Source organism: Aeromonas sp. 601027, from assembly GCF_049174455.1.
Lineage (GTDB): Bacteria > Pseudomonadota > Gammaproteobacteria > Enterobacterales > Aeromonadaceae > Aeromonas > Aeromonas veronii_A.
Window position 1 is genome coordinate 75,482 of the sequence record NZ_JAAKTN010000017.1, and the last position, 20,430, is coordinate 95,911.

Consider the following 20,430-nt stretch of genomic DNA (forward strand, 5'->3'; position numbering starts at 1 on the left):
TCGAAAAACGTCTGGTGAAAAAGCCGGATCCAGAAAAAAGGCGAGCCGGGCGGCTCGCCAAACGCTTACAACATGAGGTGCCGATCAGGCCGCCAGGATCTCGGCCAGGTCAGCCTCGGCCGTGGTGGTTCCTTTCAGGCCGAACTGCTCTTCTAGCACCTTGAGCAGGGCCGGGGTGAGGAAGGCGGGGGCGGTCGGGCCGGTACGAATGTCCTTCACCCCGAGGGAGAGCAAGGTGAGCAGAATGACGATGGCTTTTTGCTCGAACCAGGAGAGCACCAGCGTCAGCGGCAGATCGTTGACCCCGCACTCGAACGCCTCGGAGAGTGCCAGCGCCAACTGAATGGCGGAGTAGGCATCGTTGCACTGGCCCACGTCCAGCAGACGGGGAATGCCGCCGATGTCGCCAAAGTCGAGCTTGTTGAACTTGTACTTGCCGCAACCCAGGGTGAGCAGCAGGCTGTCGCGCGGCGCCGCCTTGGCAAACTCGGTGAAGTAGGCGCGCTCGGCCTTGTCACCGTCACAGCCACCCACCAGGAAGAAGTGGCTGATCTCTCCGGCTTTGACCTTCTCAATCACCGCGGGGGCGGCCTGCATCAGGGCGTTGCGGGCAAAGCCGATGGTGATGAAGTGCTCGAGCTCAACGTGCTTGAAGCCTTCCAGCGCTTGGGCCTTGGCGATCACGGCGGAGAAATCATCCCCCTCCAGATGGGTGACGCCCGGCCAGCCGACGATGGAGCGGGTAAAGATGCGATCCGAGTAGTTGCCCACATTCGGGTCGATGATGCAGTTGGAGGTCATCACCACGGCGCCCGGGAAGTTGGCAAACTCCTTCTGCTGGTTTTGCCAGGCGGAGCCGTAGTTGCCCACCAGATGGGGGTACTGCTTGAAGAAGGGGTAGGCCAGCGCGGGCAGCATCTCGCCGTGGGTGTAGACATGAATGCCGGTCCCTTTGGTCTGCTCCAGAATGAGCTTGAGATCCATCATGTCGTGGCCGGAGACCAGAATGCACTTGCCGGGGAGCGGCGTGACCCTGACCCGGGTCGGCTCCGGATGGCCGAAGGCGCTGGTTTCACCGAGATCCAGCATCTCCATGATTTTGAAGTTGAGCTGACCGATCTCCATGGCACAGCTGAACAGCCGACCCATTTCGCTCGGGTCTGTGCTTAGCCAGCTCATGATGCGGTGGAATTCGGCGGCCACCTCGTCACTCTGCTGATCCAGCACCCGGGCGTGCTCCATGTAGGCGGCGGCGCCCTTGAGGCCGTAGAGGCAGAGCAGACGCAGCCCCATGATGTCTTCGTTTACCTCGTTCTTGCCCCGATTGGGGGCGGCTGGTGCGGCATGGGCAAGTTGCTCCAGCAGCTCGGCACCGGGTTCGAAGTAAGCGGAGTGTGGCAAGTCTTTGACCTGCACCGCCATGGTGCTCAGACGATCGGCCAGCTGCTGGCGATAGGCGAGGGCCAGATTGACATAGGCCACGATGCGATTCGAGTCGAAGTTGACGTTGGTGAGGGTAGCGAAGAAGGCCTTGGGCACGAAGGCATCGATTTCGCGATCTATGATGCCCTGCTCACGGGCGGCCAGCGCCCAAGCGCTGAGCCCCTGCAGGGTATAGATCAGTACATCCTGCAGATCCGAGGTTTCAGCCGTCTTGCCGCACATACCTTGTGCGTAGGCACAGCCGTTGCCAGCCGGGGTACGAATTGTCTGTTCACATTGCACACAAAACATCATGCCTCTCCTAATTGGACATTTCAGTTGTCTGTTTTGTGGCGATTCTATTCCTCTCGCGAAAAACTTAATAGGCATTCAATTTGCCAATTAAGATTCCCTTGATGCAGATCAAAAACAAAAAAAGCCGCCCAAACAGGGCGGCAAGCGGGTGGATAAAAGGAGAGACAACTCAGGTTTGCAACAGAACATAACAATCAGACGGATTGGGCCGTGGTCTGGTCAGGAGCTTTCGGCCCGGTACTTACTCAAGCCAGCATACGTACGCTGTAGTCGGCTTGGTTCACTATCAGGCCAGATAAGCGCGCAGCATCCAGACCAGTTTTTCCTGCTGCTGCACATAGTCGGAGAGGATGGAGGCTGTGCCCTCATCACCGGCTTCGGCGGCCTGACCCAGAATACGGCGCTGGGCGACCAGCAGTTCACGGAAGCTCTCCAGCAGGGATTCGACACAGGCGCTGCCATCGTGCAGCCCTTTTTGCTCCGGGATGGCAGAGACTTTCAGGTATTCACTGAAGCTGTGCATTGGCACGCCATCCAGGGTCAGGATCCGCTCGGCCAGTGCATCGACTTTCAGCAGCAGGTCGTTGTAAATCTCTTCAAATTTCAGGTGCAGTTCGAAGAACTGGTTGCCACGGATATTCCAGTGGAAGCCGCGCACGTTCATGTAGAGGATCTGGTAGCTGGCCAGCAATTTGTTCAACTCGGCTGCCAGGGCTTGTGATTGAGCAGTATCAAGACCAATCGGGCTTTTCATCATTCACCTCCAGATTTGGAAATCGGTTTGAAATTCTCTTTCGGAACGCAGTCAGAGTAACGCCTTGCAAAATGCAGGGACAATTGCTTGTGCCTAACTGTTTGATAGCTAACGGCTATCAAACAGTACGCAGCAACAGGGGCAATGGATGAGTATTAGGGGAAGTATTTCTCGAGCAGCGCCATCAGGATGGCCTGGCACTCGCGGTCCGGTTCGCTATTGACCTTGCTGGCGCGAAAGTGGAGCTGAAAGGCGCCCATGACGGCGCGGCTCTGCTCATCCCACTGGCCAGTCTGGGGCAGGCCATAGCCATAGCGGGCCAGCTGTTGTTGCCACATGGCCGCATCCCAGTCGGGCAAGGGGCTGGCCAGCAACTCAGCCACCCGACCTTCATCGGGCCAGGCGCCGACTCCGTACGTCAGATAGAGCTGGCGCCAGGGGAAGTGGGGGCCGGGATCCTGCTTGCGCTCGGGGGCGACATCGCTGTGGCCCAGCACCTGGGTCGGTGGAATCTGGTAGCGGGCGACCAGCTCCCGGCTGAGGGCGCCGACGGCAGCAATCTGCTGTGGGGTATAGGGTTGCCAGCGGCGAGCATGGGGTGCCAGCGGCTCATCTTCTGCTGGATAGCCGAGGTTGACGATCTCGATGCCAAGGGAGCTGGCATTGAGCCCGGCATATTGGTGCCAGCGGCTGCGTCCCGCATGCCAGGCGCGCGCGCTGTCCGGCACCAGCTGATAGACCGGTAGCGGGGTCTCGTGGCTGTCGCGGGGGATCAGGTAGTGGGCGCTCACCTTGTGCTCCGGCTCGGTCAGCAGGCGCAAGGAGTTGGCACCGTCTTCGTCGGTGTAGTGGAGGATCAAAAAGGCGATCCGCTCGTTCAGGTTGGCGCTCTGATAGCGGGTCGAGAGCCGGTACTCGGACGGGGTACAACCACCCAGCAGCAGAACCAGTGGCAGAAAAAAGAGGGGAAGAAGACAGCGCCAGCGCCATCCCCCTGCGACAGCCAGTCTGCTGAACGTGGGAGGAGTGAGTCGCTGGCACATGTCGAAGGCCCTGTCTGGTCAGTCGCGCGGCTGGTTAGCCGCGGTATTTGGCCGTGAGACCGATCAGGAAGTTGCGCAGGATCTGATCCCCGCAATCCTGATAGTGCTTGTGATCCTTGGAGCGGAACAGGGCACTGAGCTCGGACTTGGAGAGGTTGAAGTCGGCGAGCTTGAGGGTGCCGAGCATGTCCTCTTCCTTGAAGTTGAGACCGATGCGCAGCTTGCGCAGGATCATGTTGTTGTTGATCCGGTTCGGGATCACCTGGGCCGGTGCATCTTCCCGCACACCGCGGCGGGCGATGATGAAACCGTCGAGGAACTGGCTCAGGGCCGAGTCGGGACAGGCGACATAGCCTGCCTCTTGCTCTTCACCTTCCGCTGCCTCTTTCATCAACCAGCTGTGCAGCTGGGCGTGAGTGACCGTCAGGTTGCCTTTGGCAAACATCTCGACCATCTGGTCGTTGCTGATGGTGAGGGCGTAGCGCAGACGGCGCAGAATATCGTTGTTGGTCATGCTGACTCCTGTGTAAACGGCGCAACTTTACCATCTGGCAGCCCTCGCGTCAGAAAAAGCGGGGGCCGATACAGTTCAGGTCAAGTTCATCAAGCCTTGCCGAGATAGCGGGGCGCCTCTTGGCGCACCAGTTCCAGCGCATCTTGCAGCTCCAGCAGCTCGGGTTCCAGCTCGCTGACCGACACGCCGTCACGCAGCTGTTGCTCCAGCTGGGAGAGCAGCCGTTGCAGCCCCGGCACCCCGGAATAGGCACAGCCACCGTTGAGGCGATGGAGCTGGGCCAGCACCTCGCTATCTTCAATTTCGCCAGCCAGCGCGCTATCCAGCACTGGTTCCACTTCGTCGAAACTGGCCAGCAGCATGGTCAGCATCTCTCTGGCGAGATGCTCTTTCCCCGCCGCCTGCCGCACCGCCAGTGCCCAGTCGATCTGTTGAGCACCATTATTCTGGTGGCGGCGATGGGCAAAGTCGGTGATGAGCTGGGCCAGCATGCTCTCGTCGATGGGTTTGGCCAGATAGTCGTCCATCCCCTGCCTGATCAGCCGCTCCCGTTCTCCGGGAATGGCGTGAGCGGTTACCGCCACGATCGGGGTGGTGGTGTTGAGGGACTGGTTGCGAATCGCCTGGGTGGCGCTGATGCCATCCATGATCGGCATCTGGATATCCATGAAGATGATGTCGAACGGCTGGCTCTGTGCTTGCTTGACCGCTTCCTTGCCGTTTTTGCACACCACCACCTGACTCACCATCTCCTTGAGCATGGCGGCGATCAGCTTGAGGTTGGCGGCGTTGTCATCCACCGCCAGCACCTTGATTGGCTGCAACTGGCGCGGCGCAGGCTGGGCGGGCAGCTTCTGGCGGCTCGATTCCGGCGAGAGCAGGGCGTGCAGCAGCTTGCGGTGGTTGACTGGTTTGGAGAGACAGTGCTGGGCGCCATGGGCCAGCATCGCTTCATAGAGCGCCGGCTCGTGGCTGCTGAGCAGCACTATGGTGTTCTGCTGCTGGCCGTTCAGTCTGTCGAGACGGCCGATCACCTGCTGCGGCGTATGCAGGGGGCTGCTGCCGATGATCACCATCTCCTGCTCGCTCATCTCGGGCCAGGGATCATCGCTGGTCAGTGGGTGCACGTCGAGGTGCCACTCCGCCAGCAGGGCGAGCAGGGAGGCTTGCGCGAAGGGATCCGGTTCCAGCAGCCAGAGCCGTTTGCCACGGATCCGATCCAGCGGCAATTGATCGGTCTGGGGCAGGGGGGATACCTCCACATCCAGACTGAAGGAGAAGATGGAGCCCTTGCCGAGCTCCGATTCAAAGCGGATCTGGCCGCCCATCTGCTGCACCAGCTTCTGGGTGATAACGAGCCCCAGGCCCGTGCCGCCATAACGGCGGGAGATGGAGGAGTCGGCCTGATTGAAGGCCTGGAACAGCTGATGTTGCTGCTCCTGGGAGATGCCGATGCCGGTATCGCGGATCTGGACGTTGAGCCTCACCTTGTGGTTGCCACTGCCGGTCTGCTCGATATGGACATCGACGTTGCCCTGTTCGGTGAACTTGATGGCGTTGCCGGTGAGGTTGGTCAGCACCTGTTGCAGACGCATGGGGTCGCCGGTGAGGTAGTCCGGCACATCGGCATCCACCCGCAGGGAGAGCTCCAACTGCTTGTCGTGGGCGCTGGGGCCGAGCAGGTGCATGGTCTCGTTGAGGGTGTCGCGCAGGCTGAACGGGATATGCTCCAGCTGCAGCTTGCCCGCTTCCAACTTCGAGAAGTCGAGGATGTCGTTGATGATGCCAAGCAGGTTGCGCGCCGACTTCTCGATGGTCTGCATGTAGTCGGTTTGGCTCGGGGTCAGGCTGGTTTTCAGCAACTGGCGGGTAAAACCGATGACCCCGTTGAGCGGGGTACGCAATTCGTGGGACATGTTGGCCAAAAACTCCGACTTGACCCGCGCCGCCTCCTGCGCCCGCTTCTTGGCCATGTCGAGCTCGACGTTCTGGATCTCGATCTGCTCCAGGGTTTCGCGCAGGTCAGAGGTGGCCTGATCGATATTCTGCTGCATCTCTTCGTGATATTCGGAGAGCGCCTTGGCCATGGCGTTGATGCCATTTTTCAGCATATCCAGCTCGCCGGTGAGCTGGCCGCTGACCCGGGTATCGAGGCGCCCCTCCCTGATCTTGTGCACCGCCTGCACCATGTTGGTGATGGGTTGGGTCACGCTCTTGACCAGACGGAAGCCAAACAGGGTACTGAAGGCGACCCCGATGAGCACCATGATCACCGCAAAGAAGGTGTCGCGGTATTGCAGCAACATGGCCCTGTCGGTCGCCATCTGCATCGAGATGTAGCCGATCATCGGCGGCTCTACATCGCTGGGCAGCGGGAAGCCATCCAGACTGGTTTCAGCCTGGATCGGGGTGCGCAAAATGATGTCGTCTCCCTGAAACGTCACGCTGGTCAGATCCGGAATGGGTTCGCCATCGGGCAGCCTGAGCCGGGTGAAATCCCTGTGGTAGTTCGAGGTGACGAACAGCTGGTTGTCCTGGGTGAAAACCGCGATGGACTTGATGAAGGGGGAGTTCTTGCGATGGGTCAGGCCAATCAGCCGCTTGAGGGATTCGCGACTGTGCTGGGTCATCCCGTATTCACTGGCGATCGCCAGCGGTTCGATGATGTTGATCCCCTGATCAATGAGGTTGTTTTCCAGCTGCTGGTAGCGGTGGAAGGTGAAGTAACCGGCCATCAGGCCACCGATGATCAGGGTCGGCAGGATGGTGAAGGCGAGAACGCGTGCTCTCAGGCCATATTTGGTCATACGAACAGGCCACCAGTGAACAGGGTTGGCGATAGGGTTGATGGCAATACACGGGCTCTGTGGCCGTATTTGGTCATACTATTATTCTTGTGGGACAATACCCGGCAGCAGATTTCACAATCATGACATAGCCACCTATAGGCACCAAGTTTTATGGCCCAGTTTTTCAAGCCCCAAAAGAAGTCCACCCAGCTCCAACGCATTGAATTTACGATAGACACCCTCGATCACCACTGCGTCGGTATCGGTCGCCATCAGGGCAAGGCGATCTTCGTCGAAGGGGCACTGCCCGGCGAGACCGTCAAGGCACGCATCACCGAAGAGAAAAAGCAGTATGGTCACGCCGCCTTGCAACAGGTGGTGACCCCGGCAGCCAACCGTATCGCCCCCTTCTGCAGCCACTATCGCGAGTGCGGCGGTTGCAGTGCCCAGCACATGTCGGTTACCGATCAGCAAGCCGCCAAGGCGGCCGGACTGGTCAGCCTGTTCGAGCGGTTGGGCAACATCAAGGCGCCGGCGCTGGAGCCGGTACTGACCGGTAAAGATCGCGCCTACCGCCGGGTCTGTCGTCTGGCCATCAAATTTGACAAGAACGGTCGCTGCACCCGGGTCGGTTTCCGCCGTCGCAACAGCAACGATCTGGTGGAGATCGACAGTTGCCCTGTGCTGGCCGAGCCGCTCTCTGCGCTGATTGCCCCGCTGCGTGAGTGCCTCAATCGCCTCAAGAGCCAGCGCGAGCTGGGCCATGCGGAGCTAATCCAAGCCGAGCAGGGGATCATGATGCTGCTGCGCCATACTGGCCGCCCCAATGAGGCGGATCGTGCCCTGCTGGTGGCGTTTGCAAAAGCGCAGGGGATCGACCTCTATCTGCAGGCGGCCGATGATCGCATCGAAGCGCTGCAGCAACATTTTTCCCCATCCTACTCGCTGGATGGCCTGTCTCTTGCATTTGCCCCCGGTGATTTCATTCAGGTCAACGGCCCCATCAACCAGAACATGGTCGAGCAGGCGCTGACATGGCTCGGGGCGAGCAAGGATGACAAGGTGCTCGATCTCTTCTGCGGCATCGGCAACTTCACCCTGCCGCTGGCCCGTCAGGCTCGCGAAGTGGTGGGTGTGGAAGGTGAACTGGCCATGGTGCAGCGGGCCGAAGAGAACGCCCGTCGCAACGGCATCACCAATGCCCGTTTCTACAAAGCCGACCTGAGCGATGACATTGTCGGCATGTCCTGGGCGCGGGAAGGGTTTGATCTGGTACTGCTGGATCCGGCTCGTCCTGGCGCGCTGGAAGTGATGGGACACGTCGTGAAACTTTCACCCAAGCGGGTGGTCTACGTCTCCTGTAACCCGGTCACCCTGGCGCGGGACAGTCAGGTGCTGGTGAAAGGGGGTTACCGTCTGGTGCGCCTCGGCATGCTCGACATGTTCCCTCACACCGGTCATCTGGAGTCCATGGCGCTGTTTGAACGGGAGTAAATGACTCATCAGTTCGGCGATGCGGATATGTAATCTGGCATGTCTGCGGCTGTTTGAGCTGGTGTGGTATATGAAGTAATCCTGCTCATCAGTACGGCGTGCGGATGTGCAATCCGGCATGTCTGCGGCTGTTTGAGCTGGTGTGGTATATGAAGTAATCCTGCTCATCAGTACGGCGATGCGGATATGTAATCTGGCATGTCTGCGGCTGTTTGAGCAGGTGTGTATATGAAGTAATCCTGCTCATCAGTACGGCGATGCGGATGTGTAATCCGGCATGTCTGCGGCTGTTTGAGCAGGTGTGTATATGAAGTAATCCTGCTCATCGGTACGGCGATGCGGATGTGTAATCTGGCATGTCTGCGGCTGTTTGAGCTGATGTGATTGGGGTAATCTAGACCCTCGTCGTTCGGCAGGGCCTGTTGGCGCGCTCTATTGTCTTTCTGGACAATATGCCTTGAAAAGTGCGCTGGATATCCCCATTTGAGGCAATCTCATGAGGGGGGAAGTGACAGCTTTCGGCCCGATAATTTAAAGGATTGATACCATGGTTGCGGTTCGCGATATTCATTTGAAAGACAACTTCACCCTGGAAGAGTGGGTCAGCTCGCTCTCCTTGAGTGACAGTGAAAAGGATCAGCTGCGAACCGTCTACCAGTATTGTCTGACGCTCGGTGACGAGGCGCTGACCAGCAAGCTGCTGGTGCGCGGCATCGAAATGGTGGGCATCCTGCAGATGCTCAGCATGGATATCGGTACCCTCAAAGCGGCCATCATCTACCCCTTCGTCGAAGCCGGTCTTATCAGCCAGGAGCGGATGGACGAGGACTTCGGCTCCAAGATCGCCAAGCTGGTGGAAGGGGTGCTGGAGATGGAGGCCATCCGCTCCCTGCAGACCCTCCATCGCAGCGAAACCTCGCCGGAGCAGGTCGACAACGTGCGTCGCATGTTGCTTGCCATGGTCGAGGATGTGCGCGCCGTGGTGATCAAGCTGGCGGAGCGGATCGCCTGCCTGCGGGAAGCGAAGACGGCAGATGAAGAGACCCGGGTGCTGATGGCCCAGGAGATCACCAACATCTATGCGCCGCTCGCCAACCGTCTGGGCATCGGCCAGCTCAAGTGGGAGCTGGAAGATCTCGCCTTCCGTTACCTGCACCCGGATACCTACAAACAGATCGCCAAGCAGCTCGACGAGAAGCGGCTCGACCGCGAGCGCTATATCCGCGAGTTTGTGCAATCCCTGCGTAATGGGTTGAAAGAGGCGGGAGTTGACGCCGAGGTGTACGGTCGGCCGAAACATATCTACAGCATCTGGCGCAAGATGCAGAAGAAGCACCTCGAATTCAACGAGTTGTTCGATGTGCGCGCGGTGCGGGTAGTGACCAAGCGGCTGCAGGATTGCTATGCGGCGCTCGGTATCGTGCACACCCAGTTCCACCACATTCCCCGCGAGTTTGACGACTATGTCGCCAACCCCAAACCCAACGGCTATCAGTCGATCCACACCGTAGTGGTGGGGCCGGAGGGCAAGACGGTCGAGATCCAGATCCGTACCGACCAGATGCATCAGGATGCCGAGCTCGGCGTCGCGGCGCACTGGCGCTACAAGGAAGGAGCACAGGCTGGCGGCAAGGCCAACACCTTCGAAGACAAGATCGAGTGGCTGCGCAAGCTGCTCGCCTGGCAGGAAGACCTCTCCGAGAGCGGCTCCCTGCTGGAAGATCTGCGCAGTCAGGTGTTCGAGGACAGAGTCTACGTCTTCACCCCGAAAGGGGATGTCATCGACCTGCCAGCTGGCGCCACCCCGCTCGATTTTGCCTATCACGTCCACAGCATGATCGGTCACCGCTGCATCGGCGCCAAGATTGACGGCCGCATCGTGCCGTTTACCTACGCGCTGCAGACCGGCGATCAGGTGGAGGTGATCACCCAGAAAGAGCCGAACCCGAGCCGCGACTGGATGAACCCCAACGCCGGCTTCCTGCGCTCCAGTCGGGCGCGGGCCAAGGTGGCGACCTGGTTCAGAAAGCTGGATCGGGACAAGAATATCGTGGCCGGTCGCGAGCTGTTCGAGAAGGAGCTGGATCGCCACAACCTCAGCATGTCCAAGATCGACAAGGGCAACATGCTGCGCCGCTTCAATCTGGAGAGCACCGACGATCTGCTGGCCGGTATCGGCAGCGGCGATATCCGCATCAACCAGGTGCTCAACTATCTCGACACCTGTTACAACAAGCCGACGGCGGAAGAGGAAGATCGCCGCCTGCTGGAGAAGCTGGAGCAGAAGGCCAATGCGCCGATGCGCCACAAGCCCAAAGACCATATCGTGGTGGAAGGGGTTGGCAACTTGATGACCCATATCGCCCGCTGCTGCCAGCCTATTCCGGGGGACTCCATTCAGGGCTTTATCACCATGGGGCGCGGCGTTTCGATCCACCGGGAAGATTGCGAGCAGCTCAAGGAGTTGTCACGTCGCAACCCCGAGCGGCTGATCGATGCGGTGTGGGGGGAAAATTACTCTGGCGGCTACGGCCTTACCATCCGGATCATCTCCAACGATCGCTCCGGCCTGCTGCGCGATATCACTACCGTGCTGGCCAACGAGAAGATCAATGTGATGGGGGTGCGCTCACGCTCCAACGTGCGCGAGCAGACCGCCGAGATCGACATGGAGCTGGAAATTTACAACATCAACGCCTTCAACCGGGCGTTGGCCAAGCTCAGTCAGCTCAATGACGTGATCAGTGCCAAGCGGCTTTGATATCGAACCGACCGGCCCCAGTGGCCGGTCTGCATTTACGACCCTTTTTGAACAAATCGAAAGCGAATATCCCATGTCCCAACGTTACGATCTGCCCCAACTGCTCGACATCATGGCTCGCCTGCGCGATCCGCAAAACGGCTGCCCCTGGGATCTGAAACAGAACTTCCAGAGCATAGTGCCGCACACCCTGGAAGAGGCCTACGAAGTGGCCGATGCCATCGAGACCAAAGATTGGCAGGGGCTGAAAGGGGAGTTGGGTGACCTGCTGTTTCAGGTGGTGTTTTACGCCCAGCTGGGTAAAGAGCGGGGCTTGTTCGATTTCGCCGATATCGTCGATACGGTGAGCGAAAAGCTCATTCGCCGTCACCCCCACGTTTTTTCCGATGCAGACCTTGGCGACGAGCAGGCGGTAAAAGCGAACTGGGAGGCGGAAAAAGCCAAAGAACGGGCGGCCCTCGACAAAGAGAGCGTGCTGGACGACATCCCGCTCTCGCTGCCAGCCCTGACCCGCGCCGCCAAGATCCAGAAACGCTGTGCCACCGTCGGTTTTGACTGGAAGACGCTGGGGCCTGTGGTGGACAAGATCCACGAAGAGATCGACGAGGTGATGGAAGAGGCATTGATGGCCGATGTGGACGAGGCGCGAGTGAGCGACGAGCTCGGCGACCTGTTGTTTGCCACCGTCAATCTGGTGCGTCATCTGGGCAAGGATCCGGAGCAGGTGCTGCGCGGTGCCAACGCCAAGTTCGAACGTCGTTTTCGTCAGGTTGAGCAGATAATCGCCGCAGAAGGCTTGAAAATGACCGATTGTACCCTCGAAAAGCTCGATGCCGCCTGGGATAAGGCGAAGGAAACCGAGCAAAGTTGATTTGGCGCAAGATGGGGGGGCGGTGAGCCTGATAGATTTTTGCTCATTGTTTGGGAGAGGGGTTTTTGGTATACTGTTTCCCCGTCCTGCTTCATCCCCGAAGCACCCCTTAAAATTCCCTAAACTTCTTTCAGGTTCAGCATGACGACCAAATATATTTTTGTTACTGGTGGCGTTGTTTCATCCCTCGGCAAAGGCATTGCCGCAGCTTCTCTGGCAGCCATTCTGGAAGCCCGTGGTCTGGATGTGACCATCATGAAACTGGACCCGTACATCAACGTGGATCCGGGCACCATGAGCCCGACCCAGCATGGTGAAGTGTTCGTAACCGAGGACGGGGCCGAAACCGATCTGGATTTGGGCCACTACGAGCGTTTCATCCGCACCAAGATGACCCGTCGCAACAACTTTACCACCGGCCGTATCTACGCCGACGTACTGCGTAAAGAGCGTCGTGGTGACTATCTGGGCGCCACCATTCAGGTTATCCCGCACATCACCAACGCCATCAAAGAGCGGGTGATTGCCGGTGCCGAAGGCCATCAGGTTGCCATCGTCGAAGTGGGCGGTACCGTAGGTGACATCGAGTCCCTGCCGTTCCTCGAAGCCATTCGTCAGCTGGCTGCCGAAGTGGGCCGCAACAACGCCATGTTCATGCACCTGACGCTGGTTCCTTACCTGGCTGCTGCCGGTGAAGTGAAGACCAAGCCGACCCAGCACTCCGTCAAAGAGCTGCTCTCCATCGGTATCCAGCCGGATGTGCTGATCTGCCGCTCTGACCGTGCCATTCCGGCCAACGAGCGCGCCAAAATTGCCCTGTTCTGCAACGTGCCCGAGCGCGCCGTCATCTCCATGAAAGACGTCGACTCCATCTACAAGATCCCGGCACTGCTGAAATCCCAGAATCTGGACTCCTACTTCACCGAGCGTTTCGGTCTGGAGTGCAAAGAGGCTGACTTGTCCGAGTGGGAACAGGTTATCTACGAAGAGGCCAACCCGACTGGTGAAGTGACCATCGGTATGGTCGGCAAGTACGTCTCCCTGCCGGACGCTTACAAGTCCGTCAACGAGGCGCTCAAGCACGGTGGTCTCAAGACCCGTCACTCCGTCAACATCAAGTACATCGACTCTCAGGATATCGAGACCCGTGGCGCCGAGCTGCTGGAAGGTCTGGACGCGATCCTGGTGCCGGGTGGCTTTGGTGAGCGCGGTGTGGAAGGCAAAATTCTGGCTGCCCAGTATGCCCGCGAGAACAAGATCCCCTACCTGGGTATCTGCCTCGGCATGCAGGTTGCCATGATCGAATTCGCTCGCAACGTAGCGGGTATGGAAGGGGCTCACTCCTCCGAATTCAAGAAAGATTGCGCGTATCCGGTCGTCGGCCTCATCACCGAGTGGGTGGATGAAGAAGGTAACGTCGAGACCCGTACCGAGAAGTCTGATCTGGGCGGTACCATGCGTCTGGGTTCCCAGCTTTGCCACCTGGTCGAAGATTCCAAAGTGCGTCAGATGTACGGCAGCCCGACCATTTACGAGCGTCACCGTCACCGTTACGAAGTAAACAACAAGCTGCTGCCGCAGATTGAAGCGGCAGGTCTGAAAGTGACCGGTCTCTCCGCCGACAAGAAGTTGGTGGAAATCATCGAAATCCCGGATCACCCCTGGTTCGTGGCTGCGCAGTTCCACCCGGAGTTCACCTCTACTCCTCGTGATGGCCACGCTCTGTTCGCCGGTTTTGTGAAGGCGGCAGGCGAGTATCAGAAGCGTAATTTGAAGTAATTGAAAATAAATGCGGTTGGGGCACTGTGCCACAGCCGCTTTTTTTGGCATATTTTTGTTGTTTTTTTACGAAACCTGAGGAAATACACATGTCCAAGATCGTTAAAGTGATCGGTCGTGAAATCATCGACTCCCGTGGTAACCCGACCGTTGAGGCCGAAGTTCACCTGGAAGGTGGTTTTGTTGGTATGGCAGCCGCTCCGTCTGGCGCGTCCACCGGTTCCCGCGAAGCGCTGGAACTGCGTGACGGCGACAAGAGCCGTTTCCTGGGTAAAGGCGTGCTGAAAGCCATCGAAGCCGTAAACGGCCCGATCGCTCAAGCTCTGCTGGGTAAAGATGCCAAGGACCAGGCCACTGTCGACCAGATCATGATCGACCTCGACGGTACCGAGAACAAATCCAAGTTCGGCGCCAACGCCATCCTGGCTGTTTCCCTGGCTAACGCCAAAGCTGCCGCTGCTGCCAAAGGCATGCCGCTGTACGCCCACATCGCCGAGCTGAACGGCACCCCGGGTGTTTACTCCATGCCGCTGCCGATGATGAACATCATCAACGGTGGTGAGCACGCCGACAACAACGTCGACATCCAGGAGTTCATGATCCAGCCGGTTGGCGCCAAGACCCTGAAAGAAGCCGTTCGCATGGGCGCAGAAGTGTTCCACAACCTGGCCAAAGTGCTGAAGTCCAAGGGCTACAACACTGCAGTTGGTGACGAAGGTGGTTTCGCTCCGAACCTGAAATCCAACGCCGAAGCGCTGGAAGTTATCGCTGAAGCTGTTGCCGCTGCCGGTTACAAACTGGGCACCGACATCACCCTGGCTATGGACTGCGCTGCTTCCGAGTTCTACGACGCAGAGAAGAAAGAGTACAACCTGAAAGGCGAAGGTCGTGTCTTCACCTCCAACGGTTTCTCCGACTTCCTGGCTGACCTGACCACCAAGTTCCCGATCGTCTCCATCGAAGATGGCCTGGACGAATCTGACTGGGAAGGTTTCGCCTACCAGACTGCTGAACTGGGCAAGAAAATCCAGATCGTTGGTGACGACCTGTTCGTAACCAACACCAAGATCCTGAAGCGCGGTATCGACAACGGCATCGCCAACTCCATCCTGATCAAGTTCAACCAGATCGGTTCCCTGACCGAAACTCTGGCTGCCATCAAGATGGCCAAAGACGCTGGCTACACTGCTGTCATCTCCCACCGCTCCGGTGAGACCGAAGACGCGACCATCGCCGACCTGGCTGTTGGTACCGCTGCTGGCCAGATCAAGACCGGTTCCATGAGCCGTTCTGACCGTGTTGCCAAGTACAACCAGCTGATCCGTATCGAAGAAGCTCTGGGTGCCAAAGCTCCTTTCCGCGGTCTGAAAGAAGTTAAAAACCAGGCTTAATTTGCTGGTTTGCCAGCCTCGGCTGGAATGAAAAAAACCGGAACCCTTGGGTTCCGGTTTTTTTATGCCTGATCCTTGCCACAACAGCCTGAGAGGTGAGGGGTTGTACCTCTGGTCTCGGGTCAGACAAAGGGGAGCGTGCGCTGATAGCGCCCTGCATGCGCCTGGAAGCCCAGTTTTTCAAACAGGGCGATAGAGCGGACGTTATCTGCATCGATATCTGCGGTGAGGCTGGTGACTCCCAGTGTGCTGGCGTGGGCGAACAGCAATCCCAGCGCCTCCGACATAAACCCTCTTCGCCAATAGGCCGCATTGAGCAGGCAGCCCACCTCGCAGCTGTGACCCGCCTCGCTAAAACTGTGCAGGCCGCAGGTGCCGATCACCTTATTGCTCTTCCGCTCGACAATCGCCCACTCCAGCGACTCCCCCGTTTGCTCCAGCCGCACCACGCTCGCCATCATCTGCGCCACCATGGCGGGAGAGGTAAAGCAGGGATCAGAGGCAAACTCCATGGTCAGCGGATTGCCATAAATCTCGAACAGATCGGCAGCATCCTGCGGGCCAATGGTGCGCAGCACAATCCGAGTGCCGGTTAAGTCGGGCTTCATAAATCTCCTTGGGGAGTGTTACGCCAGCAAAGATACAGGTAAAAAATGAGACAGCGTGAAAGCCGGTTTCTAAAGGCAATTGGTGCTATCACGAAATATTGTGACCGCGAACGTCCGATTACGCTTCGCTAATCGAACTTACGGGCTGTAGCTTCGTCTCAGCAAATCAGAGGAGACCACAACAATACCGTGCCCGTCGGTGGCTAAGTGGGCTCGCTACGCGGCACTCAAAATGGTGGGGGGCCCAATTCCCTTGTCTCTCATCGAAGCCCAAATTCTGCAATTAACGATGGACGACGAGATAACAAACGTTCCAAATGGCTTTCTGGCCACATTTCTATTCTTAAGCCACTATCAGACTGATTATGTCTTTCGACTAAAGCTACAGCATCAGAAGTAAATCTTCCCGAAGTAGCGATTACGTGAATATCAACTTTTGGAGGCTCCCAAAGTTTCATTTGTTCTTTAAGCTCTGCTATATCAGATACAGAAACACTTTTTGACAACCAGTGCTTACATTGAATAATTGTTCGATGCCGGAACACACCGCCAAGAGGGTCGTTATGAACTCTTAATACGGATAAATCTCTTCCTCTATCAGGAGCGTTAGTTTTCATCAGCCACTCGGGGTTTTCATAGCCTTTTTCAGAAGAGATCAGAGCAAATATTACTCTCTCAAAATCATCTGGAGAGAGCTTTTCCCATTTAAGCTGTACAACAATGGGGCCTGTAGGCTTGCTAGATACTAAACTGCCAAGATCGTCTATTTCGACAGGTATGGGCTCTTTCTCTCCGTACAGTGACTTTCTAATGCCACTTTTTACGCTCGGCCAGTCATGCTTAATGATATCTTGAAGATCTCCGAGTAACCCGAAATGTAAGTGTCGGTGCAGGTCTGTCCATCTACTAGGGCGAGGCTCACTGCCCAGTAACGTATCAATTTCAGCAATATGAAACTTTAAATCATCAAAGCCAGAGCGGGTAACGGCTTCATTGACTTCAGATTTACCTTCGAGCTCAATTGCGAGATCTCTCAAGTCTTCATCTATGCTATCAATAGCCGATTGAAGTGCATCTCGCACTAGCTCACGCCTCTTACGATCGAACTTATGCCTATATTCGCGAATTAACTTGGCTGGTTCGTATATCTGATTCTCAACCGAAATTTGGCACTCTATTTCGCCAACTTCCATTGCATCAAGTCTGTTCTGTCCTATCTCATTCAAGTTCATCAAGTAAATTTTTGGTTTCCAACCATCGATTTTGGGGAGACAGGACAAAACATTTTCGAAATCTCTGCAATTATTCTCATAGCCAGAATCGTCTAGAAACGCCACTCCGCTAGGAATTATTGATTCCATTTCTATCCAGATTTTTTCAAGCTTTACTAGGTTTGCTTCTGCTGTTTCAAAAATTCTCAACGCAGCATTTAACGGGCTTTCTGTCATAAATTTACTCGGGTTTCAATTGAGGGGTAACGCCGCATTCAGCGGCTTGTCCGCTGCAATGCTTTGTTATGGATGTACAATCCGATACATCCCTGTCTTTTCTAAAAAATCAGTTCCTATCAGATAAGGCCTATGATATCCCGACTTAGCACTTTTTTCCTGAGTTGGATCAACGAGCATTATGCATTTGTGGGCAGGATGTAGGCCTCGCTTGAAAAGGAGATCGGCATGTGCCTCTGCAGTACAGTCTAAAATCGTACCATCTGTAAGGGTCAGCCAAACATGAGCCTTAATGTCTCCATCAATACTCGGCTTCTCAAGTTCACGTTCTATAGAATCTTTAGACATCTCACAATAGACGTAATCATCCCAATATCTATCACCTATCGTGATAAAGCTTTCAATGTTCATGTCGCTTTTAAGATGAGACATTAGCATTAAATGTACAGGCGCACATTGCCCAGCTAAATCTTCTGAATTTTGATAACCATAGTGGTATAACGCATCACCACATAGTTGAAAAATATCTTGCATGGTTGAACGTTCAATCTTTTCACCTAGCGGGATCGGAGATTTTTCAATCTTCAATCCTAAGCTGCGCGTGTAGTCGACCGCATTTATTAATCTTTCTATATAATTCAAGTCTTTCAATCCTTTATTGGTAACCATTTAGCGCTCAGAATCCATAACAGTGATTAGATGGAAGGCGGTACTAATCCGTTAGCAGAGAATTCCATATAACTCCGTAACATTTTCATCGCCACCAAGTGAAAATCATTATTAACTCATAATGTTACCCGTTTGCTTCTCATGCTGGGAGTATTCGCTTGACTTCCTCTTTATGCTCCACGGTGACCACTGTATGAAAAAAACTGTACATGGGTTGCGCATAGAAAGCGCCGCCAAAGCACGCTTGCTTGAGCAGGTCAGAAATAAAAATGAGGTCGTCACCATTTTGAGTGGGTCGAAGGCAACCCTCGCTTATCCATTCCATCCGGCATGGCTACCGCCCCTGAATTTCAGCCTCCAGTCTGCTGCGGTTCACCAACGGGATGGGGTTGGCATGGCTCATGGGAGACTCCGACGAGGCAAGTGTTGCCTAATGGCAATATTAACCATGGCGCTGTGGAGAGAAAGCTCAATATTGAGATTTTCTGTGCAAGATCAATAAATTAATCAAATGTCACCCACGATTGATGACGCGCCGAGATAGCCTGAACAACCATTCTTGAGCTATCACCATAGAATATTCATGGTCATATCTGGCTTGAGCTAGCATAAAACTCTTTGTTATTGTCCGCATCCCCCGCTGAAATAGCTTATTTATCTATAAATCAACAAGATAGCATTATGTGGTGGCGTCGCGGGGGCATCTGCTATCGGGAAGGAGAGTTATGAAGTCGCAGTTCAAAGTGGCGCTGGCCATGTTGGTCCTGTTCGTCGTCCAAGGCTGCACAGCCCCGGATTCATCCGCCAAACGCAATGCACCCGGCCCGGTGCTGACAGTGCATTACGAAAGTGCCCCCCTGATCCCCGTCACCATCGCCGGTGAGCAGTACCAGTTTTTGCTGGATACCGGGGCCAGTATCACCTTTATCGATCGTCGTCTGGCCAGCCGTTTCAAGGCGCTGACCTTAAGCGAATTGCCCAGGGCCTATCAGGCTGATTTTGCCAGTGTGAACAGCGTTTCGAGCCAACTGGGCAGCGAGCAGCTTGGCTTTGTTGAGCCGCAACCCTTCTCGGTGGGGTCGGTCACCATTGATGACAGCGATTTGTGGGCAACCGTTGATTTCGATCTTTTCTCCCAGTCTCTTGGCAGCCGTATTGATGGCATCCTCGGGATCGACACCATCCGCCGTTTCAACTGGGTGTTTGATCGCGACAAGCATAAGCTAACTGCTTTGCTGACGGCACCGTCGGCAGTCACGTTCGAGCGTTGCATCGGCTATGAAGATAGCTACAACCGCTCCCCGGCAGTGTATCTGACCCACGGCGAGAGCAGCGTGCGCATGTATCTGGATACCGGGGCCGATCAGAGTTATGCCGACCATGCCTTTATCGACTTTATGGCGAGCCAGAAGGCGATCTCTGGCGAAGATGCGATGCCACGCAAAGGGGTGGACGCCAGCGGTATGGTGGAGGGGCGTGAACATATCCTCACCGGCCTGCACTTTGATGAACGTCAGCTCGGTGAGCTGCGCGTGTCGGAAAACAGCAATGAGCAGTATGGTCTGGGGATGGATTTTGTTAACCGCTTCAATCGCTTTGCGATCATGCCCGGGCGTATGATGCTCTGCTACGACGCCGACAGCCTGGCGCGCAAAGTGCCGCCAGTCCTGCGCAATATCGGGGTGCGCTTTGATGGCGAGCATCTGCAGGTCTACTACAGCGACAAACGGGATCTTGCCCCCTATGGTCTGGCCAACGGCGACATTCTGGAGCAGATCAACGGGGTGGCTTATCGTCCCCTCGAGATCGACAAGGTGCGTGAGCTGCTCAGCACCAGCAAGCCGGGGTCGCTCAAGTTGCGGATTGTGCGGGAAGGAAAACCACTGGATATCGCCATCTAGTCAAGGTGGGGGGCGGCAAGACGAGCCGCCCCCATGAGCCTCAGCCCTTGGTTGGATTTTCCATGCAGGTGAGGGTTGGCTGGCCGTAACGCTCCAGCGTGGCATCGTCCCCTTTGGTGAAGAAGGTGAGGTTTTGCCCTTCATAACGGGCGCCGCTGGCGCTGGGGGCTTCATAGGCGAGCACTTGTTGCTGCTTGTCGCCCTCGCTCAGGTTGATCACCGCGGCGGGCAGCTTGGCATCGTTATAGAAGTAGGTAGAGAGAGTGACGTTCTTGCCGCACTGGTAGTTGACCGGTGCCGGCACCATCAGCTGGCCGCCGCTGATCTGCAGTTCGGTGATCCGCAGCAGGTAGTTATCTTCCACACACTGGCGCAGATCCTGCCCCTTCCAGCAGTCGTTGCGACCCTTGATCCAGCCGCGCTGCATGGCGCGCTCGGTCTTGAGCTGTTCGGGAGAGAGCGCGGCAATCGCCTTGGGGTAGAGGGCCGCCAGTTCGTTATCAAGGGCGGCCAGTCCGGCATCCTTGCAGATCAGGTTTTCGACCGATCCGGAGGCTTTGGTGCAGTCAAAGGAGGGGGTTGCGGCGCTGGCCAGCAGAGGGGCAAACAGCAGGGTGGCAAGCAAGGTCTTTTTCATCGATAGAATCCAGCAATGAGGAGGGCATATCTGC

15 protein-coding genes are annotated in these 20,430 nt (G+C 56.5%); 6 read left to right on the forward strand and 9 right to left on the reverse strand.

Annotated elements, in window-relative coordinates; genetic code table 11:
- Window positions 1-84 precede the first annotated feature (84 nt).
- The 5 genes from hcp to barA form a co-directional block, all read right to left on the reverse strand.
- Window positions 85-1,734, reverse strand: a complete 1,650-nt coding sequence (gene hcp / locus G5193_RS19225) for a hydroxylamine reductase (RefSeq protein ID WP_421206991.1) — start codon at window positions 1,732-1,734, stop codon at window positions 85-87.
- A gap of 289 nt (window positions 1,735-2,023) precedes the next feature.
- Window positions 2,024-2,491: a Dps family protein gene (locus G5193_RS19230; RefSeq protein WP_421206925.1), complete on the reverse strand. Its 468-nt coding sequence runs from the start codon at window positions 2,489-2,491 to the stop codon at window positions 2,024-2,026.
- A 155-nt stretch (window positions 2,492-2,646) separates the two neighbouring features.
- Window positions 2,647-3,534, reverse strand: coding sequence for an N-acetylmuramoyl-L-alanine amidase (locus G5193_RS19235; RefSeq protein ID WP_421206927.1), 888 nt, complete (start codon window positions 3,532-3,534; stop codon window positions 2,647-2,649).
- A 34-nt stretch (window positions 3,535-3,568) separates the two neighbouring features.
- Window positions 3,569-4,048, reverse strand: coding sequence for a DUF1456 family protein (locus G5193_RS19240; RefSeq protein ID WP_005335594.1), 480 nt, complete (start codon window positions 4,046-4,048; stop codon window positions 3,569-3,571).
- An 89-nt stretch (window positions 4,049-4,137) separates the two neighbouring features.
- Complete coding sequence (gene barA / locus G5193_RS19245; protein WP_421206929.1) at window positions 4,138-6,855, reverse strand: two-component sensor histidine kinase BarA; 2,718 nt, start codon at window positions 6,853-6,855, stop codon at window positions 4,138-4,140.
- Window positions 6,856-7,008: 153 nt separating this feature from the next.
- Between barA and rlmD the strand changes: the two genes are divergently transcribed.
- From rlmD to eno, 5 genes are all read left to right on the forward strand, one after another.
- A complete protein-coding gene (gene rlmD / locus G5193_RS19250; protein WP_421206931.1) occupies window positions 7,009-8,331 on the forward strand; it encodes a 23S rRNA (uracil(1939)-C(5))-methyltransferase RlmD in 1,323 nt (440 codons plus the stop codon).
- A 547-nt stretch (window positions 8,332-8,878) separates the two neighbouring features.
- The gene (gene relA, locus G5193_RS19255) at window positions 8,879-11,092 is read left to right on the forward strand and encodes a GTP diphosphokinase (RefSeq protein WP_005335588.1); all 2,214 of its coding nucleotides are present in this window, start codon (window positions 8,879-8,881) and stop codon (window positions 11,090-11,092) included.
- A 73-nt stretch (window positions 11,093-11,165) separates the two neighbouring features.
- Window positions 11,166-11,963 (forward strand): nucleoside triphosphate pyrophosphohydrolase, encoded by a 798-nt coding sequence (mazG, locus tag G5193_RS19260; RefSeq protein ID WP_421206933.1) that lies wholly within the window; start codon window positions 11,166-11,168, stop codon window positions 11,961-11,963.
- Window positions 11,964-12,104: 141 nt separating this feature from the next.
- Window positions 12,105-13,742, forward strand: a complete 1,638-nt coding sequence (gene pyrG / locus G5193_RS19265) for a glutamine hydrolyzing CTP synthase (protein ID WP_005335584.1) — start codon at window positions 12,105-12,107, stop codon at window positions 13,740-13,742.
- A gap of 89 nt (window positions 13,743-13,831) precedes the next feature.
- Window positions 13,832-15,133 (forward strand): phosphopyruvate hydratase, encoded by a 1,302-nt coding sequence (gene eno, locus G5193_RS19270; protein WP_005335583.1) that lies wholly within the window; start codon window positions 13,832-13,834, stop codon window positions 15,131-15,133.
- Window positions 15,134-15,255: 122 nt separating this feature from the next.
- Here the strand turns inward: eno and G5193_RS19275 are convergent, their stop codons facing one another.
- The 3 genes from G5193_RS19275 to G5193_RS19285 all read right to left on the reverse strand — a co-directional run bounded on the left by G5193_RS19275 (window position 15,256) and on the right by G5193_RS19285 (window position 17,858).
- Entirely contained in the window at window positions 15,256-15,741 is a 486-nt protein-coding gene (locus G5193_RS19275; protein ID WP_421206936.1) for a GNAT family N-acetyltransferase, read from the reverse strand.
- Window positions 15,742-16,001: 260 nt separating this feature from the next.
- Entirely contained in the window at window positions 16,002-17,189 is a 1,188-nt protein-coding gene (locus tag G5193_RS19280) for a restriction endonuclease (protein ID WP_421206938.1), read from the reverse strand.
- Window positions 17,190-17,255: 66 nt separating this feature from the next.
- A complete protein-coding gene (locus tag G5193_RS19285; protein WP_019445334.1) occupies window positions 17,256-17,858 on the reverse strand; it encodes a hypothetical protein in 603 nt (200 codons plus the stop codon).
- A 725-nt stretch (window positions 17,859-18,583) separates the two neighbouring features.
- Here G5193_RS19285 and G5193_RS19290 point away from each other — a divergent pair.
- Entirely contained in the window at window positions 18,584-19,759 is a 1,176-nt protein-coding gene (locus tag G5193_RS19290; RefSeq protein ID WP_421206939.1) for an aspartyl protease family protein, read from the forward strand.
- Between the two features lie 40 nt (window positions 19,760-19,799).
- Here the strand turns inward: G5193_RS19290 and G5193_RS19295 are convergent, their stop codons facing one another.
- Window positions 19,800-20,396 (reverse strand): MliC family protein, encoded by a 597-nt coding sequence (locus G5193_RS19295; RefSeq protein ID WP_421206941.1) that lies wholly within the window; start codon window positions 20,394-20,396, stop codon window positions 19,800-19,802.
- Window positions 20,397-20,430 lie beyond the last annotated feature (34 nt).